This is a genomic window from Streptomyces sp. NBC_01450 (genome assembly GCF_036227505.1).
GTDB lineage: Bacteria > Actinomycetota > Actinomycetes > Streptomycetales > Streptomycetaceae > Streptomyces.
Genome location: NZ_CP109480.1, coordinates 9,228,470 through 9,249,773 on the forward strand (window position 1 = coordinate 9,228,470; position 21,304 = coordinate 9,249,773).

24 protein-coding genes and 1 riboswitch are annotated in these 21,304 nt (G+C 70.6%); of the genes, 14 read left to right on the plus strand and 10 right to left on the minus strand.

All coding sequences use genetic code 11. The annotated features are described in order from the left end of the window. Positions 1-15 precede the first annotated feature (15 nt). Positions 16-1,152, plus strand: a complete 1,137-nt coding sequence (locus OG568_RS41075) for an 8-amino-7-oxononanoate synthase (protein WP_329535178.1) — start codon at positions 16-18, stop codon at positions 1,150-1,152. Here OG568_RS41075 and OG568_RS41080 read toward each other — a convergent pair. Further along, positions 1,133-1,357, minus strand: coding sequence for a DUF397 domain-containing protein (locus OG568_RS41080; protein WP_266580722.1), 225 nt, complete (start codon positions 1,355-1,357; stop codon positions 1,133-1,135). The two genes, OG568_RS41075 and OG568_RS41080, sit on opposite strands and share 20 nt — an antisense overlap. Positions 1,358-1,369: 12 nt before the next feature. Further along, positions 1,370-2,227 (minus strand): helix-turn-helix domain-containing protein, encoded by an 858-nt coding sequence (locus OG568_RS41085; RefSeq protein WP_266580720.1) that lies wholly within the window; start codon positions 2,225-2,227, stop codon positions 1,370-1,372. A 212-nt stretch (positions 2,228-2,439) separates the two neighbouring features. Here OG568_RS41085 and OG568_RS41090 point away from each other — a divergent pair, with 212 nt between their 5' ends. Continuing rightward, entirely contained in the window at positions 2,440-2,898 is a 459-nt protein-coding gene (locus OG568_RS41090; protein ID WP_329535179.1) for an ATP-binding protein, read from the plus strand. 105 nt (positions 2,899-3,003) lie between these two features. Here OG568_RS41090 and OG568_RS41095 read toward each other — a convergent pair whose 3' ends face one another. The 4 genes from OG568_RS41095 to OG568_RS41110 all read right to left on the minus strand — a co-directional run bounded on the left by OG568_RS41095 (position 3,004) and on the right by OG568_RS41110 (position 5,591). Continuing rightward, positions 3,004-3,525, minus strand: a complete 522-nt coding sequence (locus OG568_RS41095) for a DUF6328 family protein (RefSeq protein ID WP_329535180.1) — start codon at positions 3,523-3,525, stop codon at positions 3,004-3,006. Positions 3,526-3,612: 87 nt separating this feature from the next. After that, on the minus strand, positions 3,613-4,086 hold the full coding sequence (locus OG568_RS41100; protein WP_266416969.1) for a C40 family peptidase: 474 nt from the start codon (positions 4,084-4,086) through the stop codon (positions 3,613-3,615). Between the two features lie 3 nt (positions 4,087-4,089). Further along, positions 4,090-4,244, minus strand: a riboswitch (cyclic di-AMP (ydaO/yuaA leader). Positions 4,245-4,621: 377 nt separating this feature from the next. Then, positions 4,622-4,927 carry a hypothetical protein gene (locus tag OG568_RS41105; protein ID WP_266416971.1) on the minus strand — a complete coding sequence of 102 codons (306 nt, stop codon included), beginning with the start codon at positions 4,925-4,927 and terminating at the stop codon, positions 4,622-4,624. A gap of 7 nt (positions 4,928-4,934) precedes the next feature. Continuing rightward, positions 4,935-5,591 (minus strand): ATP-dependent Clp protease proteolytic subunit, encoded by a 657-nt coding sequence (locus OG568_RS41110; protein ID WP_329535181.1) that lies wholly within the window; start codon positions 5,589-5,591, stop codon positions 4,935-4,937. Positions 5,592-5,992: 401 nt separating this feature from the next. Between OG568_RS41110 and OG568_RS41115 the strand changes: the two genes are divergently transcribed. The 8 genes from OG568_RS41115 (at position 5,993) to OG568_RS41150 (ending at position 12,819) form a co-directional block, all read left to right on the plus strand. Next, positions 5,993-6,271 (plus strand): type II toxin-antitoxin system Phd/YefM family antitoxin, encoded by a 279-nt coding sequence (locus tag OG568_RS41115; RefSeq protein WP_329535182.1) that lies wholly within the window; start codon positions 5,993-5,995, stop codon positions 6,269-6,271. Between the two features lie 268 nt (positions 6,272-6,539). Next, entirely contained in the window at positions 6,540-6,842 is a 303-nt protein-coding gene (locus OG568_RS41120) for an urease subunit gamma (protein WP_054229180.1), read from the plus strand. A gap of 16 nt (positions 6,843-6,858) precedes the next feature. Next, positions 6,859-7,170: an urease subunit beta gene (locus tag OG568_RS41125; RefSeq protein WP_266580711.1), complete on the plus strand. Its 312-nt coding sequence runs from the start codon at positions 6,859-6,861 to the stop codon at positions 7,168-7,170. Continuing rightward, the gene (locus OG568_RS41130; protein ID WP_329370855.1) at positions 7,163-8,884 is read left to right on the plus strand and encodes an urease subunit alpha; all 1,722 of its coding nucleotides are present in this window, start codon (positions 7,163-7,165) and stop codon (positions 8,882-8,884) included. Before OG568_RS41125 ends, OG568_RS41130 begins: the two co-directional genes overlap by 8 nt. Beyond that, the gene (locus OG568_RS41135) at positions 8,884-9,558 is read left to right on the plus strand and encodes an urease accessory protein UreF (RefSeq protein WP_329535183.1); all 675 of its coding nucleotides are present in this window, start codon (positions 8,884-8,886) and stop codon (positions 9,556-9,558) included. The genes OG568_RS41130 and OG568_RS41135 overlap by 1 nt, the downstream gene beginning before the upstream one ends. 93 nt (positions 9,559-9,651) lie before the next feature. After that, positions 9,652-10,329: an urease accessory protein UreG gene (gene ureG, locus OG568_RS41140; protein WP_266416991.1), complete on the plus strand. Its 678-nt coding sequence runs from the start codon at positions 9,652-9,654 to the stop codon at positions 10,327-10,329. Beyond that, positions 10,326-11,087: an urease accessory protein UreD gene (locus OG568_RS41145; RefSeq protein ID WP_329535184.1), complete on the plus strand. Its 762-nt coding sequence runs from the start codon at positions 10,326-10,328 to the stop codon at positions 11,085-11,087. The genes ureG and OG568_RS41145 overlap by 4 nt, the downstream gene beginning before the upstream one ends. A 133-nt stretch (positions 11,088-11,220) precedes the next feature. Then, entirely contained in the window at positions 11,221-12,819 is a 1,599-nt protein-coding gene (locus OG568_RS41150; protein WP_329535185.1) for an alpha/beta hydrolase, read from the plus strand. 61 nt (positions 12,820-12,880) lie between these two features. On the opposite strand, the gene OG568_RS41155 is transcribed toward OG568_RS41150, so the two are convergent. Beyond that, positions 12,881-13,606 (minus strand): lysophospholipid acyltransferase family protein, encoded by a 726-nt coding sequence (locus OG568_RS41155; protein WP_329535186.1) that lies wholly within the window; start codon positions 13,604-13,606, stop codon positions 12,881-12,883. A gap of 285 nt (positions 13,607-13,891) precedes the next feature. On the opposite strand from OG568_RS41155, the gene OG568_RS41160 reads away from it, so the two are divergent. Next, positions 13,892-15,376, plus strand: coding sequence for a S8 family serine peptidase (locus tag OG568_RS41160; protein WP_329535187.1), 1,485 nt, complete (start codon positions 13,892-13,894; stop codon positions 15,374-15,376). A gap of 171 nt (positions 15,377-15,547) precedes the next feature. Here the strand turns inward: OG568_RS41160 and rocD are convergent, their stop codons facing one another. From rocD to OG568_RS41175, 3 genes are all read right to left on the minus strand, one after another. Next, positions 15,548-16,798: an ornithine--oxo-acid transaminase gene (rocD, locus tag OG568_RS41165; RefSeq protein WP_329535188.1), complete on the minus strand. Its 1,251-nt coding sequence runs from the start codon at positions 16,796-16,798 to the stop codon at positions 15,548-15,550. Continuing rightward, positions 16,795-17,616 (minus strand): dimethylargininase, encoded by an 822-nt coding sequence (gene ddaH / locus OG568_RS41170; RefSeq protein ID WP_329535189.1) that lies wholly within the window; start codon positions 17,614-17,616, stop codon positions 16,795-16,797. The genes rocD and ddaH overlap by 4 nt, the downstream gene beginning before the upstream one ends. Positions 17,617-17,739: 123 nt before the next feature. Continuing rightward, a complete protein-coding gene (locus OG568_RS41175) occupies positions 17,740-18,252 on the minus strand; it encodes an Lrp/AsnC family transcriptional regulator (protein ID WP_266580697.1) in 513 nt (170 codons plus the stop codon). A gap of 119 nt (positions 18,253-18,371) precedes the next feature. On the opposite strand from OG568_RS41175, the gene OG568_RS41180 reads away from it, so the two are divergent. The 3 genes from OG568_RS41180 to OG568_RS41190 are packed head-to-tail and all read left to right on the plus strand — an operon-like array spanning position 18,372 to position 21,292. Further along, complete coding sequence (locus OG568_RS41180; RefSeq protein ID WP_329535190.1) at positions 18,372-19,127, plus strand: LytR/AlgR family response regulator transcription factor; 756 nt, start codon at positions 18,372-18,374, stop codon at positions 19,125-19,127. Between the two features lie 14 nt (positions 19,128-19,141). Continuing rightward, entirely contained in the window at positions 19,142-19,501 is a 360-nt protein-coding gene (locus OG568_RS41185) for a hypothetical protein (RefSeq protein ID WP_054228962.1), read from the plus strand. A 45-nt stretch (positions 19,502-19,546) separates the two neighbouring features. Beyond that, positions 19,547-21,292 carry a sodium/solute symporter gene (locus OG568_RS41190; RefSeq protein ID WP_329535191.1) on the plus strand — a complete coding sequence of 582 codons (1,746 nt, stop codon included), beginning with the start codon at positions 19,547-19,549 and terminating at the stop codon, positions 21,290-21,292. Positions 21,293-21,304 lie beyond the last annotated feature (12 nt).

Here is a 21,304-nt window from a genome sequence, read left to right on the forward strand (position 1 = left end):
CCCGGAGGCACCAGCATGGCGGGATCGCCGTTCGCATGGATCGACGAGCAGGCGTACCAGCGCGGGCAGGCCGGACTCGTCCGCACCCTGCGCCCTCGTGCCGCCGACTCACCCCTTCTGGATCTGGCCGGCAACGACTACCTCGGACTGGCCCGTCACCCCGAGATCACGGAGGCCGCGGCGGCGGCCGCGCGCCGCTGGGGCGCCGGGGCGACCGGCTCGCGGCTCGTCTCCGGCACGACCGAACTTCACGGCGAACTCGAACGGGAGCTCGCCGACTTCTGCGGCTTCGAGTCCGCGCTCGTCTTCTCCTCCGGCTACGCGGCCAACCTCGCCGCCGTGACCACGCTCGCGCCGCACGGCTCGCTGGTCGTCTCGGACGCGGGCAACCACGCCTCCCTCATCGACGGCTGCCGGCTCGCCCGGGGGGCGACCCAGGTCGTGGCGCACGCCGACCCCGACGCCGTGCGCAAGGCGCTGGGCACGCACGAGGGACCCGCCGTCGCCGTGTCCGACACGGTCTTCTCGGTGGACGGCGACGCGGCCCCGCTGGCCGAACTCGCCACCGCCTGCCGCGAACACGGCGCGGCGCTGCTCGTCGACGACGCGCACGGGCTGGGCGTCCTGGGCGCCGGCGGCCGGGGCGCCCCGCAGGCGGCGGGGCTCGCGGGCGCGCCGGACGTCGTCGCGACCGCCACGCTCTCCAAGTCGCTCGGCAGCCAGGGCGGCGCCGTCCTCGGCCCCGCCCCGGTCATCGACCACCTGGTCAACGCGGCGCGCACCTTCATCTTCGACACCGGTCTCGCGCCCGCGGCGGCCGGCGGGGCCCTCGCGGCGCTCAGACTGCTGCGCCGTGAGCCGGAGCGCGCCGCCCGGGCCCGTGAGGTGGCGACGGCGCTGCACACCCGGCTGACCGCGGCGGGCCTGGAAGCCGTACGACCCGATGCCGCCGTGGTCTCCGTACGAGCACCGTCCCCCGAACGGGCCGTACAGTGGGCCGCGGACTGCCGCGAGGCGGGACTGGCCGTCGGCTGCTTCCGCCCCCCGTCCGTGCCGGACGGCATCTCGCGCCTGCGGCTGACCGCCCGCGCGGACCTCACCGACGCGCAGATCGAGCACGCCGTGGACGTGATCAGCTCAGTCCGGCGATAAAGCCCTCCCAGCTCGCGGGAGCGAACAGCAGGGCGGGGCCCGCCTTGTTCTTGGAATCGCGTACGGCGACGAGTCCGGCCCAGGGTCCTGGGCCGGGTCGGGCCGTCTCCACGCAGTTGTTCATTCCCGTACTGCGGCTGCTGCGCAGCCATCGCACGTCACGGAGTGAAGTACTGGAAGGTACGTACCGAGGCAGTGCAGTCATGGGGGTGCCTCCTTACGCGCCGTCACCTATCCCGGCGATGTAGTCCAACGAGTCCTCGGGCGAAAGGGCGTGGAACTGAAGGGCGTTGAAGGCCTCGGTGTAGGCCTGAAGGTCTTCTTTCCGTTCGAGGTAGAGGCTACTCGTCAAGTGGTCGAGAACAACCACATCCAGATCAGTTGTGTTCGGAAATGAGAAGATAACGAAAGGCCCGGTGACTCCGATATGGGCTCCCGCGGCGAACGGCAGGACCTGAAGCCGTACTTGGGGCAGGGTGGCGGCCTCCCGCAGACGCTCGAGTTGCCGGGCCATCACCTCGGGACCGCCGACCTCGCGTCTTAACACGGCCTCGTCGAGGACCGCGGTCAGTTCCAGCGGCGGATTCGAACGCAGGACGTCCTGCCGGGCGAGGCGGACCTCGACGAGCGCGTCGAGCTTGTCGTCCTCGAGCCCGCCGACGGCGACCCGGGTCACCTCCCGGGCGTACTCGGGTGTTTGGAGCAGTCCGGGGACCACCGAGGTCTCCAGCGTGCGCATGCCGCTGGCCTGGGACTCCAGACTGATGAAGTCGCGGTAGGTGGGCGGCAGGACGCCGCGGTAGGCGTGCCACCAGTGATGGCGCCCGTTGCCCTCGGAGCCCGCGAGACCGACCAGGAGCTCTCGTAACTCGGGCTCCGTGACGACGTAGGCGTCCAACAGGCGTTCCACGTCCGCCGGTTTCACGCCACTGATACCGGTCTCGATCCGGCTCACCTTCGACTGGTGCCAGCCGACGATACGGGCCGCCTCACCACTGGTGAGACCCGCACCGGCGCGCAGCGCGCGCAGTTCGGCACCGAGCTTGCGGCGGCGCACCGCGGGACCGTGCTGCATGGCCGTACTCCTTACTCCTTCCGGGCCGCCCAAATACGTTCCGCCGTCGCAGAGTTCACCGCATCGAGCGACAGATATATGCATATCTCGGTGGATCGCGCCCGTGACCGTCCCAGTGATGGCAGTCTGGCGCGAAGCACCAGTCCGGGACCGTACTCGAACCATCCGCTCCGTGTCGGACTCCGGTCCCGTGGGAAAGGGACGACGTCGCCATGGCAGATCACCAGGAAGCATCCGTCACTCTGCCGAGCGATCCCGCCTCGGTCTCCGCGGCCCGGAAATTCGTCGCCGATGTGCTGGCCGAATGGGGCCTGCCATGCGACGCGGAAGTCGCGGACACCGTACGCCTGATCGTGTCAGAACTAGCCACCAACGCCGTCCAACACACATTCGGGCAGTCGCCGACCTTCACGGTGGACGTCCGGCTCGACCGAGACGAACACCTGCGGATCGGTGTCACCGACAGCCATCCGCGCTTCCCGAAGCGCCTGCCCGCCGCCGTCCAGCAGGACAACGGGCGCGGCATGGTGATCATCCGCTGGCTGACCGCCGAGTGCGGCGGCAGACTGGTCGTCCGGCCCACCCGCGAGGGCGGCAAGACGGTCGCCATCGAGCTGCCCTGGACGGTGCCGGCCCGGCCGGTGACGGCCGGGGGCCCACAAGAGCCCTGAGAAGCGGCACACACCAGGGCGTAACCCGGGGGGTACCCCGGGGTCGCCGGGGTGCTCATGCCCGCGCCGGCGCTGTTCCGGGCGCCGTGGCCGCTCGGCGCGCGCTCACGTTTCCCGGCGTGGTGGCTCTTTCGGAGCCGCTGCCGCCCTGACGACGGCACGGTGCACCAGGCGGGGCAGGACGCCCCACAGCGCCACACAGACGAGCAGGGTGGCCGCGCCGGAGGCGATCCCGGCGGCCCGTCCCAGTGCCACGTCCACGGCGAGCAGCACCGACCCCGTCAGCGCCAGCACGAGCACAACCATGCCGATCCTGGCCAGAACGGAGGAGACCCGCACGATGGCCGCCTTCGCACCCTGCCGGAACAGCGACCGGTGCAGCGCGGCCGGAGCCATGAACAGCGCGGCGGCGACCACGGCCAGCAGGAGCGTGGTGACGTACGTGGTGCGCTGCACGGTGTCGAGGGACCGGAAGCGCGGGGTGAAGGCCAGCGTCAGCAGGAACGCGAAGAGGATCTGCACACCGGTCTGGGCGACCCGCAGCTCCTGGAGCAGCTCGCCGAAGTTGCGATCGGCGCGCTGGAGGGGCGTCTCGTGCCGTTCCTCGGGGAGGGGTGGTTCAGCCATGCTGAACGAGTATCCGATCCAGCCACGTTTCACGCCCTGGGGCGGGACCCGGAGGGGGTGCCGGCCTGCGGCACCCCCTCGGCAGGGTCAGCTGACCCTGCCGTACCAGACGCTCTTCGTCCAGATCTTCTGCAGCTTCACGACCTCCCCGGTCTTCGGGGAGTGCCAGATCTTTCCCTTCCCGGCATAGATGCCGACGTGGTACACGTTCCGGCCCGAGTGGAAGAACACCAGGTCTCCGGCCTTGCGGTGGGACGCGGAGATGTGGTGCGTCTTGTTGTACTGCGCCGCGGCCGTACGAGGCAGCGTCTTGCCCGCCTTCTTGAACGAGTAGAGCGTGAGCCCGGAGCAGTCGAAGCGGCGTGGCCCGGCGGCGCCGAACTGGTACGGGGAACCCTTCTTGGAGGCCGCGACCTGGAGTGCCTTCGTCGCCAGGGTGGCCGCTTCGGCGTCGGATGCGGCGCCAGGAACCACAAGGCTGCCGCCCACGGCGGCGATGGTGAGCGCCGAAGCCGTACCGGCCCGGGTCCACAGCGACGGGACACGATTGAGCGCAGTCATGCGCAACCCTTCGTCAGCCGCCTGTGAAGGATGACCTGTCGGATTCGGGCTGGCGAAGTAGCCCGGCCGCTTGCGCGGCTTCACCCCAAGGACCGCCCGGATCTCTCCGGCGACCCGTCGTGCTGGGTCCTCCACTCCTGCCGATGCACTTCTGTCGACCGGTCATCCGGGCAGCGGCAGGACTCGGCGTCCGCCCGGACCGCCCCGCCGCTGTGGCGGGGGCTTGTCGTCGGAAGGGATCTTCACGCATCACGGTCCGAATATCCGAGCGGAACCGGCGATTTGTGGGGTTACTCACCACTCACCCGTTCGGGTGGACACCCCTCTGTTCGGGCGATGTTGAGGACACCGACGACGCTCGTACCAGCACCGGAGCATCTCATTCCGCCTCGCGGCTACACCCGTCGCGCAACTTTTTCGGTTCCCCGAAGGGACCTGTGATTACTCCATCAGGGGGTACGCCATCTGGTCCGTTTGAACCGCGGGCCAGACGCCTTGTTGACTCGGCACGGACGGCGGCCCGGGTGGGGATGCGTCAACTGTCGGCGTCGGGTGGCAGGGTGATGCGGGCCGCCCGCCGCTCACCGTCGAGGACGCGCAGGGCCTGTGCCAGCGTCGGGGCGTGCACCTCGCTCTCGCCCCGTTGATGCATCAGTGCGAGGGCGTCGCGCAGCTCCGCCGCCTTGGCGACCAGCGCCTGGGCGGCGCGCAGCCCCCGGTAGGTGTCTCCGGGCCTGGCCGGGTTGATACGGCCGAGAAGGTCGACCACGTCGAGGTAACGGTCGATCAACTCGGCCTCGGCACGCGTCAGCGCGGGCAGCGGGGGCAGTTCGGGCACCATCGGCGGATCACCTCGCGTCGGGTGTGGCGTTCCTCGCACCGGGCGCGGTGCGCGAGGTCTTGCGGCTGGGGATGATCCCGTCCACCAGTCCGTACGCCAACGCGGCCTGTGCGTCCAGGATCTTGTCCCGCTCGATGTCGGCGGAGACCTGTTCAGGACTCTGCCCCGTGTGCCGTACGAGCATGTCCTCCAGCAGCCGCCGAGTGCGCATCAACTCCTCGGCCTGGAGGGCCAGATCGCTCGCCTGCCCCTGTACCGGCTCGGGAAGTGACGGCTGGTGGATCAGCACCCGGGCCCCCGGCAGCGCGAACCGCTTGCCCGGCGCGCCGCAGGCCAGCAGCACCGCGGCGGCCGACGCGGCCTGTCCCAGGCAGGTGGTCTCCACGTCGCAGCTGACGAACTGCATCGTGTCGTAGATCGCCGTCATCGCGCTGAACGAGCCCCCGGGGGAGTTGATGTACAGCGAGATGTCCCGGTCGGGTGCCAGGTATTCGAGGTGCATGAACTGCGCCATCACATCGTTCGCCGAGGTGTCGTCGATCGGCGTCCCGAGGAACACGATCCGCTCGTCCAGCAGCTTCGAGTACGGATCCAGGGTCCGGTGCCCCGCACTCGTGCGCTCGGTGAACTCGGGCAGGACATGGCGGGCGGACGGTTCATTCATGGCACGCGCCTCCTCTGAAGGGTTCTGTAAAAAATGTACAGGACGTACAGAAGCCGGGAAGGGTGCTCGGCTGACAGCGAAAATCCCCGCGGAATGAGCTGTTCCGCAGGGATTTCCGGTACGGACGTGGGTTCAGCTGAGCGGAGCCGGAGCCGGGGTCCCGTAGAAGGTGATGGGCGGCCAGCCGCGCGACGCCGCGAGTTCGTTGAGGGCGTTCGCGACCTCGAGAGGGCTGATCCGGTAGGACTGCGCCGCCCCGGCGGTGGCGTCGGCCTCCGCGGCCTGGGCCGCCCCGCCGGTGGAAGCGGTCGCCTGATCGTAGGAACGCGTCGTTTTCGGCGGAGCTGAACGAGATCGTCCACTCTGTGGGGGTGCCGGGGGTCCGGTCTAAGCTGGTGGGCATGGCCTACGAGATTCCGGTGACGCAAGCCAGGGCTGAGCTCGCCGATCTGATCAACCGGGTGGTGTACAGAGGCGAGCGCGTCGTCGTGACGCGGCACGGCAAGCCCCTCGTCGCCCTGGTCTCCGCCGCCGACCTGGAGCGGCTCGAGGAGCTCCCGGAGTCCGCCGAGGAGCAGGTGGTCAGCTCCCTCTCCAGCGTCCGCGAGGTCGCCTCCGCCCCCCGCGAGCGCCAGCGCTTCGGTATCGCGGCCGAGCACCGGGGCTCCGGCGCCTCGTAGGGCCCCTGCACCCGTCCGAGGGCGACGGCCGCGCCGGAGCGGGGCCGCGAAGACAGCGCCGTATACGGTCCGATCCTCGACACCGCCCCGGGCGGTGGCCCCGGCGACGGCCCCGGAGCGTTCTCGTCGGTCATGCGTGGGCCACAGCCCGGTTAACGTCCTTGAAACGACGGCCAACTAGCGTGCCCATCCACGCCACCAGGGGTTTTGGTGGCTACGGCCACCGGACCCCGCACGGTCCGGAGCGAGGACTGTGAGGTGGGACGCCGTGCAACTGACCCCGCACGAGCAAGAGAGGCTGCTGATCCACGTGGCCGCCGACGTGGCCGAGAAGCGACGGGCCCGCGGGCTGAAACTGAACCACCCGGAGGCCGTCGCCCTCATCACGTCGCACATCCTCGAAGGCGCGCGCGACGGCCGTACGGTCGCCGAGCTGATGTCCTCCGGGCGCAAGATCCTCACCCGGGACGACGTCATGGAGGGCATCCCCGAGATGATTCACGACGTCCAGGTCGAGGCGACCTTCCCGGACGGCACCAAGCTCGTCACCGTCCACGACCCGATCGTCTGACGCGGGAGCGAGAGCCATGATTCCCGGAGAGATCCTGTTCGCCGACGGCCCCGTCGCCTTCAACGAGGGCCGCGAGGTCACCCGGCTGACCGTCCTCAACGCCGCCGACCGGCCCGTCCAGGTCGGCTCCCACTACCACTTCGCCGAGGCCAACCCCGGTCTGGACTTCGACCGCGCCGCCGCGCGCGGCAAGCGGCTCAACGTCGCCGCCGGCACGGCCGTCCGCTTCGAGCCCGGGATCCCCGTCGACGTCGAACTCGTTCCGCTTGCCGGCGCCCGTGTCGTGCCCGGCCTGCGCGGTGAGACCGGAGGTGCCCTCGATGCCTGAGCTCTCGCGCGGCGCGTACGCCGACCTGTTCGGCCCCACCACCGGCGACCGCATCCGGCTCGCCGACACCGACCTGCTGATCGAGATCGAGGAGGATCGTTCCGGCGGTCCCGGGCTCGCCGGTGACGAGGCCGTCTTCGGCGGCGGCAAGGTCATCCGCGAATCCATGGGCCAGGCGCGCGCTACGCGCGCAGACGGCACTCCGGACACGGTCATCACGGGTGTCGTGATCGTCGACCACTGGGGGATCGTCAAGGCCGACGTCGGCATCCGCGACGGCCGGATCACCGGCATCGGCAAGGCGGGCAACCCGGACACCATGGACGGGGTCCACCCCGACCTCGTCATCGGCCCCGAGACCGAGATCATCGCGGGCAACGGACGGATCGTCACCGCGGGCGCCATCGACGCGCACGTCCACCTGATCTGCCCGCAGATCGCCGACGAGGCGCTCGCCTCCGGGATCACGACGCTGGTCGGCGGCGGCACCGGTCCCGCCGAGGGATCGAAGGCGACGACGGTCACTCCCGGCCCCTGGCACCTCGCCCGGATGCTGGAGGCGATGGAGCAGTACCCGCTCAACTTCGGTCTGCTCGGCAAGGGCAACACGGTCTCGCGCGACGCGATGCTGTCGCAGATCCGCGGCGGGGCACTCGGTCTCAAGCTGCACGAGGACTGGGGTTCCACGCCCGCCGTCATCGACGCAGCGCTGACCGTCGCCGATCGCACCGGCATCCAGGTCGCCATCCACACGGACACGCTGAACGAGGCCGGGTTCGTCGGCGACACGCTCGCCGCGATCGGCGGACGCGGCATCCACGCGTACCACACCGAGGGGGCGGGCGGTGGGCACGCCCCCGACATCATGACCGTGGTCTCCGAGCCGCACGTACTGCCCAGCTCCACCAACCCGACCCGGCCCTACACCGTCAACACCGCCGAGGAACACCTCGACATGCTGATGGTCTGCCACCACCTCAACGCGGCCGTCCCGGAGGACCTGGCGTTCGCCGAGTCCCGGATCCGGCCGTCGACCATCGGCGCCGAGGACGTTCTGCACGATCTGGGTGCCATCTCGATCATCTCGTCCGACGCGCAGGCCATGGGGCGGGTCGGCGAGGTCATCATGCGGACCTGGCAGACGGCCCATGTGATGAAGCGGCGGCGCGGCGCCCTCCCCGGTGACGGACGCGCGGACAACCACCGCGTACGTCGCTATGTCGCCAAGTACACGATCAACCCGGCGCTCGCGCAGGGCCTCGCCCGTGAGATCGGCTCCGTCGAGACCGGCAAGCTCGCCGACCTCGTGCTGTGGGAGCCGGCGTTCTTCGGGGTCAAGCCGCAGCTCGTCATCAAGGGCGGGCAGATCGCGTACGCGCAGATGGGCGACGCCAACGCGTCCATTCCGACACCGCAGCCGATCCTGCCCCGGCCGATGTTCGGGGCGATCGGACGGGCACCCGCCTCGAACTCCTTCAACTTCGTGGCGCCGCTCGCCATCGAGGACGGGCTGCCGGAGCGGCTCTCGCTGGGGAAGCGGTTCGTGGCGATCGAGTCGACGCGCGGGGTGACCAAGGCCGACATGCGGGAGAACGACGCCCGGCCGCATGTGCGGGTCGATCCCGACAGCTTCGCCGTGCACATCGACGGGGAGCTGGTGGAGGCCACGCCCGCCGCCGAACTGCCCATGGCCCAGCGTTACTTCCTCTTCTGATGTCCCGCGCGGCACTACTCGTCCTGGCCGACGGCCGCTTCCCCGCCGGAGGGCACGCCCACTCCGGCGGGGCCGAGGCGGCCGTCAAGGCCGGGCGGATCAGCGGGGCGGCGAGCCTGGAGGACTTCTGCCGGGGGCGCCTCAACACGGCGGGGCTGGTGTCGGCCGCCCTGGCCGCGGCGGCCGCGCTCGGGGTCGATCCGGTGCTGCTGGACTCGGCCGCGGATGCCCGTACGCCGTCGCCGGCTCTGCGGGTCGCCGCACGGCGGCTCGGGCGGCAGTTGATGCGGGCGGCCCGGGCGACCTGGCCGTCCGGGGAACTCGACGCGCTGGCGCGGGCCTTTCCCAAGGGAGCGCATCAGCCGGTGGTACTGGGGCTGGCGGCGCGGGCCGCCGGGCTCGGGCCCGTGGACGCCGCGTACTGCTGCGCGTACGAGAGCGTCAGTGGTCCCGCGACCGCGACCGTGCGGTTGCTGAGCCTCGATCCGTTCGACGCCACAGGGGTGCTGGCCCGGCTGGCGCCGGAGCTGGACGTCGTCGCGCGTGCGGCGGCCGATGCGGCGCGCGACGTGGTCGACGGTGGGATCGACGCGTTGCCGGCGGCGTCGGCGCCGTTGTTGGAGATCAGTGCGCAGGCGCATGCCGCTTGGGCTGTACGGCTCTTCGCGTCCTAGGTGGATCGCCCCCGCCGCCCCTACCCGTTCCCGTCCCCTGGGGGCTTTGCCCCCAGACCCCCGTATCGGCCTGAAGGAAACTGGAGCCGTACCGTGCATCTTGACCATATCCACGACGGAGCCTCCGCCGTCAGCGCCGACGCTCGCCGCCCCGACGGCTCGCGGCGCGCCCTGCGTGTCGGGCTCGGTGGGCCCGTCGGGTCCGGGAAGACCGCCACCGTCGCCGCGCTCTGCCGGGCGCTGCGCGAGGAACTGTCGCTCGCGGTCGTCACGAACGACATCTACACGCGGGAGGACGCCGAGTTCCTGCTGCGGGAGGCCGTGCTGCCGCCGGAGCGGATCACCGCCGTGGAGACGGGGGCCTGCCCGCACACCGCGATCCGGGACGACATCTCCGCGAACCTCGAAGCGGTGGAGGACCTGGAGGACGAAGTGGGGCCGTTGGACCTCATCCTCGTCGAGTCCGGGGGTGACAACCTCACCGCCACGTTCTCCAAGGGACTGGTGGACGCGCAGATCTTCGTCATCGACGTGGCGGGCGGGGACGACATTCCGCGCAAGGGCGGGCCCGGTGTCACCACCGCCGATCTGCTCGTCGTCAACAAGACCGACCTCGCGCCGTACGTGGGGTCCGACCTGGGGCGGATGGCCGCCGACGCCAAGGCGCAGCGGGCCGAGCTGCCCGTCGTCCTCCAGTCGCTGCGCACCGAGGCCGGGGTCACGGCCGTCGCCGACTGGGTGCGGCGGCAACTGGTCGCGTGGACGGCATGACCACAGCGGGAGTGCGGGCCACTGCCCGGATCGGCGCACGGGCCGACGGGCGCGGTGGTACCGCGCTGCCCGTGCTGGAGGGCGAGGGGCCGCTCGCGCTGCGGCGCACCCGGGCGAACGGGGACGAGGCACGGGTCATGCTCGTCGGGGCGATGAGCGGGCCGCTCGGCGGTGACCGCTTCGCCGTGGAGGCGGAAGTGGGGGAGGGGGCCCGGCTGCACGTCGGGTCGGCCGCCGCGACCATCGCCCTGCCGGGACAGGCCAAGGGCGACGCCCGCTACGATGTGCGGCTCGACGTCCGTGCCGGGGGCGAACTACGCTGGCTGCCCGAGCAGTTGATCTCCGCGCAGGGGAGTGACCTGTACGTGTCCTCACGTGTCGAGCTCCGGTCGGGCGCCCGGCTCGTCTTCCGGGAGGAGCAGGTGCTCGGGCGCGTCGGCGAGCAACCCGGGCGGCTCACCAGCCGTCTTACCGTGCGGCTCGACGAACGGCCGCTGCTGGACCAGGAACTGTCGTGCGGCCCTGGTGCACCCGGCGGCTGGGACGGTCCCGCGATGCTCGGGGGACATCGGGCTCTGGGGCAACTCGTCGTCGTACGGCCGGAGTTCGAGCGGGAGCCGCCGGTGGCACGGCTGCTGGGGGAGTACGCGGCCCTCATGCCGCTCGCCGGGCCCGCGGCACTGGTGAGTGCCCTGGCGCCGGACGCGCTGCTGCTGCGGCGGGTCCTGGACGAGGCCTTGCGCACACTCGACCGCTAAGTACGGTCCGCTCAACGGTACTTGGTGCTCCGGTTATCGGAATGGTAAAGAAGGCCGGTCACCCCTGTTCTCAGGCACCTCACAGCCGCAAGGATCCCCGTACCAATCGCAACGATGTACGGGGAGGTCCCACTTGAGGGCTAAGAGACCGACGAGACGCCTGACCGCGTTCGCTTCGGCCGGAGCACTCGTCACGGCGACCCTGATAGCCGGAGCTGTCGCGGCGCCGTCGGCCACCGCCGACTCGCGTCACGGTCAGGACCGTGAGGCCCGCGGCGCGGCGATCGCCGCCGCCCGAGCCTCGAAGGCCGGGATCAACTGGCAGGACTGCCCCGCGGACTGGGGCTTCGAGAAGCCGATCCAGTGCGGCTGGGTGTCCGTCCCGCTCGACTACGCCCACCCGTACGGCAAGCAGATCAAGCTTGCCGTCGACCGCATCGGGAACACCGGGACCAAGGCGGAGCGCCAGGGCGCGCTCGTCTACAACCCGGGCGGCCCCGGTGGTTCGGGCATGCGCTTCCCGCGCCGCGTCACCACCAAGGCCCCTCTGTGGGTGAACACTTCGAAGGCGTACGACTTCGTGGGCTTCGACCCGCGCGGTGTCGGCCACTCGGCCCCGATCTCCTGCATTGACCCCCAGGAGTTCGTGAAGGCGCCCAAGGCCGACCCGGTGCCGGACTCCGAGGCCGACAAGCGCGCCCAGCGCAAGCTCGCCGCCGCGTACGCGGACGGCTGTGCCAAGCGCAGCGGCAAGGCGATGCTGGCGCAGATGACCACGCCCAACACCGCCCGCGACCTGGATGTCATCCGGGCCGCACTCGGCGAGAAGAAGCTCAACTACCTGGGCGTCTCCTACGGCACGTATCTCGGAGCCGTCTACGGCACCCTGTTCCCGGGCCACGTCCGCCGCATGGTCGTCGACAGTGTCGTCAACCCGGCGCAGGACAACATCTGGTACCAGGCCAACCTGGAGCAGGACATCGCCTTCGAGGGCCGCTGGAAGGACTGGGAGGACTGGGTCGCCAAGAACGACGCCGCCTTCCACCTCGGCGACACCCGCGCCAAGGTCCAGGACCAGTGGCTGAAGCTGCGTGCCACCGCGAAGAAGAGTCCGCTCGGTGGCGTCGTCGGCCCCGCCGAACTGATCTCCTTCTTCCAGAGCGCCCCGTACTACGACTCGTCGTGGGTGCCGGTCGCGACGGCGTTCAGCAAGTACGTCGCCGGTGACACCCAGGCGCTCGTCGACGCCGCCGCCCCCGACATGTCCGACACCGTGGGCAACATCGCCTCGGAGAACGGCAACGCCGTCTACACGGCCGTCGAGTGCTCCGACGCCAAGTGGCCCACCAGCTGGTCGAAGTGGGACAAGGACAACACGAAGCTCCACAAGAGCTACCCGTTCATGACGTGGGCCAACGCGTGGATGAACCTGCCCTGCGCGACCTGGCCGGTCAAGCAGCAGAACCCGGTGAACGTCAAGACCGGCAAGGGTCTGCCCGCCGTCCTGATCGTGCAGTCCACGCGTGACGCCGCCACCCCGTACCCCGGCGCCGTCGAACTGCACAAGCGCTTCAAGGGCTCCCGCCTGATCATCGAGAACGGCGCGGGCTCGCACGGCGTGACCGGCCTGGTCAACCCGTGCATCAACACCCGGGTGGACTCCTACTTGCTCACCGGCAAGACGGACGCGGCCGATGTGACGTGCACCCCGCACGCCACGCCGACCCCGTAACACTCCACGCACAGAGGGGCGGCCGGATCTCCGGCCGCCCCTTCTGCCTGCCGTGCCTCGCTCAACTCAACGGCATCCGTGGGAACTTGCGGGCCCGCGCCGCGGCCTCGGCCGCCTCCTCCGCCTTGACGACGGCCGCGTACCGGTCGACGTACTCCTGCTCGGAGAGGGTGAGGATGGCGTACATGATCTCGTCGGTGACGGCACGCAGGATGGCCTTCTCGTTCTCCATCCCGGCGTAGCGGGAGAAGTCCAGGGGCTTCCCGAAGCGGATCACCACGGGGTGGAGGCTCGGGATCTTCTGGCCCGGCGGCTGTGCCTCGAAGGTGCCGATCATGGCGCAGGGGATGACCGGAACCCCGGCCTTGAGCGCCATCACCGCGACGCCGACCTTGCCCTTGTAGAGGCGGCCGTCGTGCGAACGTGTCCCCTCCGGGTAGACGCCGAGCAGTTCGTCCCTGCGCAGCACGCCCAGTCCCTCGCGGATCGCGGCCTGGCCCGCGTCCTTGCCGGAGCGGTCCACCGGGATCTGTCCGGCACTGCGGAAGAAGGCGGCCGTCAGCCGCCCCTTGATGCCGGGCCCCGTGAAGTACTCGGCCTTCGCCAGGAAGGTGATCCGCCGCTTCAGAATCGCGGGCATGAGGAAGTGGTCCGAGAACGAGAGATGGTTGCCGGCCACGATGGCGGGGCCCGACGCCGGTATGTGCTCAAGGCCTTCGATCCGGGGCCGGAACATCAGCCTCAACAGTGGACCCAGAAGCACGTATTTGAGCACGTAATAGAACATGGGGTCGCTCCTCACGCGCGCGGATCGGCTCGACCGCCGCGTTCTAGCAGGTCAACCGGCATATCGCGGGCTGCCAGTGTATGCGCGGGCGGAGCCATGCGGAACCAGGTCCGACCCGATGGGCCTGTGTGCCACATCAGTTGAACAAGTGATCGGCTTACCATCTTTTGCGGAGGTATGCAACAAATGCGAAGATTGGAGAGATGGGGGAACCAGACCGACGCTCGGCGCTCGTGACCGGATCCCCGTGACGTATGCGCCCGGGCGGTTGCTTCTGGAGGACAGATGACACTCCCGACAGCGCCCAGTCATGGGTCACACGCACCGGACACCGTCTTCGGCTATGTCTCCGCCCGGTCACAGGGCGAGATGCCGATGCACGAGGCGGTGGGTTTCGAGTCGGCAGCGCCGTTCCGGGCCGACGACGGCACTCGGGACCGCGCCAAGGAGTACGTGCGGGCCGCGGGGCTGACCGTGACGGCCGAGAGCCGCCTGGGATTCACCGTGAGCGGCCCACCGGGGGCGTACGAACAACTGACCGGAGGAAGGGTCGAGACCTACGAGGAACGCCAGCGCGTCGCGATGAACCAGGAGCGCTTCGTCACGCACCTCGACATCGTGGGCGAGCGACAGCCGGATGTCCGCGGAATGGGCGCCGTGCCGGGCGAGGACGCCATCGAGGCCGTCGCACTGGAACAGCCGCGCATCCCCATGCGCGTTCTTCCCGTCGCCGGCACGCCACCGCGGGTCGCCCGATTCCATCTCGAAGTGCCGGGCGACGTGGCCGGGCTGCTCGGTGCCGCCAAGGCGCACGAGCACGGAGAGACAGGGCGTGGCGTCCAGGTGGCCATGGTGGACACGGGCCAGTTCCGGCATCCGTTCTTCGCCACGCAGTCGTACCGCGTCGCCCCGACCGTGGTCCTCGTGCCGGGCGCCGACCCCAGGGAGGACCCGGTCGGGCACGGCACCGGTGAATCGGCGAACATCTTCGCCGTGGCGCCCGGTGCGACGCTGCACCCGTACCGGGCGAGCGATCAGGCGGGTCATCTGACCGCGGCCATGGCGGCCTTCCTCCGGGCGAAGTCGGACCTCCCGCAGGTGCTGACGAACTCGTGGGGCGGGGACATCAGGCGCTTCCCTCCGCTCGGACCGCCCGCTCAGACCGATGTGATGTGGGGAATGGAGATCCTCGACGCGGTGGAGCAGGGCATCGTCGTCGTCTTCTCCGCGGGCAACGGCCAGTTCTCGATCGAACCGCAGGTCCCCGGTGTGATCTCGGCCGGCGGTGTCTTCGCGGGACCGGACGGGAAGCTGCAGGCGTCGAACTACGCGAGTGGCTACATCAGCCCCTGGGTCCAGGGCGTCGTCGTCCCCAAGGTCTCCGGTCTGGTCGGCATGCTGCCGCGTGCGCAGTACCTCATGCTGCCGGTGCCGCCCGGCTGCGAGATCGACGTCGCGGAGAGCCGGCAGGCCCCCGGCGACACCTCGACCGACACCACGTCGGACCATGACGGCTGGGCCCTGTTCTCGGGCACGTCCGCGGCGGCACCCCAGCTCGCCGGAGCGGTGGCCGTACTGCTCGGAGCCCGTCCGGGGCTCACTCCGGCGCAGGTCGCCGAAGCCCTCACCGTGACAGCCACGGACATCACCACCGGGTCCTGCAACCCGAGGTTCGGGAATCAGGCCCGTCCCGGCCCCGACGAGGCCACCGGAGCCGGACTGGTGAATGTCAGCGCCGCGCTGGACTTCGTCCTCACACGGTTCCCGTAGCGCACCGGCGGAGCGACCGGCGGTCGGTCATGTCGGCTCCCCGCATGTGTGCCGGAAGTCGTGAACACTAAACCGCTTTAGTGCTCACGACTTCCGCGGAGGGTGGCGCCGCTGCGGATGCGCCGACAGGGTCCGGCCTTCCAGCACAGGCGTCCGCCGACGGTGCCGGTGTCAGACCCCCTGCGTCAGCACCTTCTCCAAGGCGCCCAGTGCGGACTGGAGTTCCTCGCCGGTGATGGTCAGCGGCGGGGCCAGTCGGATGGTCGATCCGTGGGTGTCCTTGACCAGGACTCCCTCGCGCATCAGGCCCTCGCTGATCTCGCGGCCGGTGCCGATGGCCGGGTCGATGTCGACGCCCGCCCACAGCCCGCGGCAGCGGAAGCCCTCCACGCCCCGGCCCACGAGCGCCGTCAGACCGCCTCGCAGGACCACGCCCAACTCGGCGGCCCTGCTCTGGTATTCACCGGTCTCCAGGAGTCCGACGACCGCGGAGCCGACCGCCGCGGCCAGCGGGTTGCCGCCGAAGGTCGAGCCGTGCTCGCCGGGCCGCAGCACCCCGAGCACGTCCCGGCGGCCGACCACCGCCGACACCGGCACGATGCCGCCGCCGAGTGCCTTGCCCAGGAGGAGAAGGTCGGGGACGACGTCCTCGTGTTCGACGGCGAGCGTGGTGCCGGTGCGGCCCAGGCCCGACTGGATCTCGTCCGCGATGAACAGACAGCCGGCGCGCCGGGTCAGCTCGCGGACGCCGGTCAGGTAGCCGTCGTCCGGGATGACGACGCCCGCCTCGCCCTGGATGGGCTCGATCAGCACGGCCGCGGTCGTCTCGTCGACGGCCGCTTCCAGCGCGGCGAGGTCGTTGTACGGGACGACGCGGAAGCCCGGGGTGAAGGGGCCGAAGCCGGCGCGGGCCGTCTCGTCCGTGGAGAAGCTCACGATCGTCGTCGTACGGCCGTGGAAGTTGTCCGCGGCCACCACGATCGTCGCCCGGTCCGGGGCGACGCCCTTCACCTCGTACGCCCACTTGCGGGCCACCTTGATGGCGCTCTCCACCGCCTCCGCACCCGTGTTCATCGGCAGGACCATGTCCAGGCCGGTCAACTCGGCCAGCGACTCGGCGAACTGGGCCAGCCGGTCGTTGTGGAAGGCGCGCGAGGTGAGCGTCAGCCGGTCCAGCTGACGGTGGGCCGCGTCGATCAGCACCGGGTTGCGGTGGCCGAAGTTGAGGGCCGAGTAGCCCGCCAGCATGTCGAGGTAGCGGCGGCCCTCCACGTCCTCCACCCAGGTGCCCTCGGCGTGGGCGACGACCACGGGCAGGGGGTGGTAGTTGTGCGCGAGGACGGGCTCCTCGGCGCGGATCAGGTCGGCGGAGGAGCGCGGACCGGCGGCGGAGGACGCGAGCGTACGGGCGGGAGCGGTCATGAGCGGATCTCCTGGGTGCAGCACTTGATGCCACCGCCGGCCTTGTGGAACTCGGACAGGTCGACGGGGACGGGGACGTAGCCGTGGCGGACGAGCCGGTCGGCGAGGGCCTCGGCGCGGGGCGCGATGAAGACGTGGCGGCCGTCGGAGACGGAGTTCAGGCCGAAGGCGTGTGCGTCCTCACCGGTCGCGAGCACCGCGTCCGGGAAGAGACGGGCCAGGACCTCGCGACTGCCGGGCGAGAACGCCTCCGGGTAGTACGCGATGTTCGCCTCGGGCCCGTCGTCCAGGACGAAGAGTGCCGTGTCCAGATGGTAGAAGCGCGGGTCCACCAGTTGGAGGCTGACCACCGGGACGCCGAAGAACTCCTGCACCTCGCGGTGCGCCTCGGGGGTCGTACGGAATCCGGTGCCGGCCAGCACGTACCGGCCCACCGGGACGAGGTCGCCCTCGCCCTCGCAGACGGATTCGGGACGGTAGACGTCGAAACCGGCCGCCTTGAACCAGGTCTCGTACGCGTTGGACTCGGGGCGGCGTTGCGGCGCGTGGAAGTACGAGCCGAAGACCCGGCCCGCCAGGACGAGCGCGGAGTTCGCCGCGAACACCATGTCCGGGAGATCCGCCACGGGCTCCACGGTGTCCACGGTGTGGCCATGGGTCCGGTAGGCGCTGATCAGCGCCGCCCACTGGCCACGGGCCAGATCCACGTCCACTTGGGTGTCGGGATGCATCCAGGGATTGATCGCGTACTGCACGGCGAAGTGTCTGGGTTCACAGACGAGAAAGCGCCGAGGGCGCGGCACACGGCTGTCGGGCACAGAGAGGTTCCTCCGCTTCCTGCGGTGTCGACGGGGGGTGCCTCCAAGGTAGGAAACGGGGGATACGGGCGACAAGCGACAAGCGCTGCGTGTGTGCGCAGCATCGCTGCGCAATCGCTCAGGTCAACGCAGGTTTGATGCGTCCTGCGCATCCTGGGGGGCCGCGTGGGTCGCGCCCGCCTCCGGGGCCTCCGGCAGCAGATGCGACAGCACCATGTAGCTGATCGTCTTCCGGATGAAGGGCTCGGTGCGGATCCGCTCCAGCACCTCCTCGAAGTGGTCCACGTCCGTGGCGCGCACATGCAGCAGCGCGTCCGCGCCGCCCGTCACGGTCATGGCCGCGGTGATCTCCGGATGGTTGCGGACCACCTCCGCGAGCCGCCGGGGCGGCGCCGCGCCCTCGCAGTACACCTCGACGTACGCCTCCGTGCGCCAGCCCAGCGCCGTCGGCTTCACCGTGGCCGTGAACCCGGTGATCACACCGGTCTCGCGGAGCCGGTCGACACGGCGCTTGACCGCGGTGGCCGACAGTCCGATCGCCGTGCCGATCTCGGCGAAGCTCGTCCGGGCATTGGCCATCAGGGCCGTGATGATCTTGCGGTCGAGTTCGTCGAACATCGCGGGCTTGCTGTTCATGGCGGCACTGTATCCAGCGACAACGTCCACACAACCAGCGACAACGTCCGCATGTCCGGCGACGACGTCCACGTCCCGCACATGTCCAGGCATGCCGATCGCTCCTACACTCCACTCTCATGCTGCGCGCGCTCGCCGTCGACGACGAACAACCGTCCCTCGAGGAACTCCTCTACCTCCTGAACACCGATCCCCGGATCTCCAGCGCCGAGGGCGCGAGCGACGCGACCGAGGCGCTGCGCCGGATCAACCGGGCCCTGGAATCCGGACCCGACGGGCCCGAGGCCATCGACGTCGTCTTCCTGGACATCCACATGCCCGGACTCGACGGACTCGACCTCGCCCGGCTGCTCACCGGCTTCGCCTCGCCGCCGCTCGTCGTGTTCGTCACCGCCCACGAGGGCTTCGCAGTCCAGGCCTTCGACCTCAAGGCCGTCGACTACGTCCTCAAGCCCGTACGTCGGGAGCGGCTGGCCGAAGCCGTGCGGCGGGCCGCCCAACTCCAGGACACCGCACCGCGGATACCCGTCCACGAACCCGACCCGGACCACATATCCGTCGAACTCGGCGGCGTCACCCGCTTCGTGGCCGTCGAGGACATCACCCACGTCGAAGCGCACGGCGACTACGCACGCCTGCACACCGCCCAGGGCAGCCATCTCGTCCGCATCCCGCTCTCCACCCTGGAGGACCGCTGGCGCTCACGCGGCTTCGTCCGCATCCACCGGCGCCATCTGGTCGCCCTGCGCCACATCGGCGAACTCCGCCTGGGCGCGGGCACCGTGAGCGTCCTCGTCGACTCCGTCGAACTCCAGGTCAGCCGTCGGCACACCCGCGAACTGCGCGATCTGCTCATGCGCCGCACCACGAGCTGAGAGAGGGAGACACCGTGCCGCAGGACCCGACCGAACGCCGGGTGGTCGTCACCGGGGTACCCCGGCGCACCCGCCGCACCTCCGGCTACTACCGGCCCAGGACCGAGATCGACGAACAGACCACGCTCGGCCACACCTACGTCCGCTCCCTGATGCGCAGCCAACTCCGCGCGGCACTCGTGGTGTTCGCCGTGCTGGTCCTGCTGGTAGGGCCACTGCCGCTGGTCTTCGCCGCGATGCCGGACGGCGCGAGCCTGGAGTGGGCCGTGCTCGGCTTCTGCGTCTACCCGCCCCTGGTACTGCTCGCCCGCTGGTACGTGCGGCGCGCGGAGCGCAACGAGAAGGACTTCGTGCGCCTGGTCGAGGACCGCTGAGTCATGGTCGAGGACCGCCGAGCCGGGAACGAGGACCGCTGAGCCGTGAATCAGAACTACGCCGTCCCCGCCGTCGCCCTCGTCGTCGTGGCGACCGTCCTGGTCGGCGCGTTCGGCCTGCGCATCTCCCGGACCACCTCCGACTTCTACGTCGCCTCACGCACCGTGGGCCCCCGGCTCAACGCGGCCGCGATCAGCGGCGAGTACCTCTCCGCCGCGTCCTTCCTCGGCATCGCGGGCCTCGTCCTCGTCCAGGGCCCCGACATGCTCTGGTACCCCGTCGGCTACACGGCCGGCTATCTCGTACTGCTCCTGTTCGTCGCGGCCCCGCTGCGCCGCTCCGGGGCGTACACCCTGCCCGACTTCGCGGAGGCACGCCTCGGTTCACCGGCCGTGCGGCGCCTCGCCGGTGCCTTCGTGGTCGGGGTCGGCTGGCTTTATCTGCTGCCCCAACTGCAGGGCGCGGGACTGACGTTGGCGGTCCTGACCGACGCGCCCGACTGGTTCGGCGGGGTGCTCGTCGCCGTCGTCGTGGTCGCCACCGTCGCCGCCGGAGGCATGCGCAGCATCACCTTCGTGCAGGCCTTCCAGTACTGGCTCAAGCTCACCGCCCTGCTGGTCCCCGCACTCTTCCTGGTCCTCGCCTGGCAGGCCGACGGCGCCCCGCGCCAGGCCTTCGCCGAACCCGCGACCTTCCGCGAACAGCGCGTCGTCCGCGTCGACGACAGCCTCGACCTGAAACTCGCGGACCCACTGGGCGTCACGGCCACCGGCACGGTCGACGGCCACCGCTACGACGGCGAGCGGCTCCGACTCCCCCCGGGCGTCCACCACATCGAGCGCGGCACCCGGCTGACCTTCGCCCAGGGCGACCCCGTCCCGGCCGCCGACCGGGGCAGCAACGGCGGCATGTCGACCTCGCTGGCGGCGGGCCGCGAGGAACGCCCGCTGTACGCCACGTACGGACTGATCCTCGCCACCTTCCTCGGCACGATGGGACTGCCGCACGTGGTGGTCCGCTTCTACACCAGCCCGCACGGCGTCGCGGCCCGCCGCACCACGGTCGCCGTCCTCGGCCTCATCGGCGCGTTCTACCTCCTGCCGCCCGTCTATGGGGCGCTCGGCCGCCTGTACGCCCCCGAACTGAGCCTCACCGGGAACGCCGACGCCGCCGTCCTGCTGCTGCCGGACCGGGTGATCGGCGGGCTCGGCGCGGACCTCCTGGGCGCGCTGGTGGCGGGCGGTGCCTTCGCCGCGTTCCTGTCGACCGCGTCCGGACTGACGATGGCGGTGGCCGGGGTGCTCACCCAGGACGTGCTGCCCTCGCGTGGGGTACGCCACTTCCGGCTGGGCACCGTACTCGCGATGGCGGTGCCGCTCGCCGCCAGCGTGATCGTCGGCGGGCTGCCCGTCGCCGACGCCGTCGGACTCGCCTTCGCCGTGTCCGCGTCCTCCTTCTGTCCGCTGCTCGTCCTCGGCATCTGGTGGCGGCGGCTGACCCCGCCCGGCGCGGCCGCCGGAATGCTCGTCGGCGGCGGCGCGGCCTTCGTCGCCGTCGCCGCGACCATGGCGGGCTACCCGGGCTCGGGCGCGCTGCACGCACTGCTCGCCTGGCCCGCGCTCTGGTCGGTGCCGCTCGGGTTCCTCACCATGGTCCTGGTGTCGCTGGCCACGGCCGGACGGGTGCCGGCCGGGACGGCGGCGATCCTGGCCCGGTTCCACCTGCCCGAAGAGCTGGCCGGAGGAGACATGCGCGCAGACGTCGACGTACGCGGGGAGGCCAGGGCGTGAGCGGATCGTCGA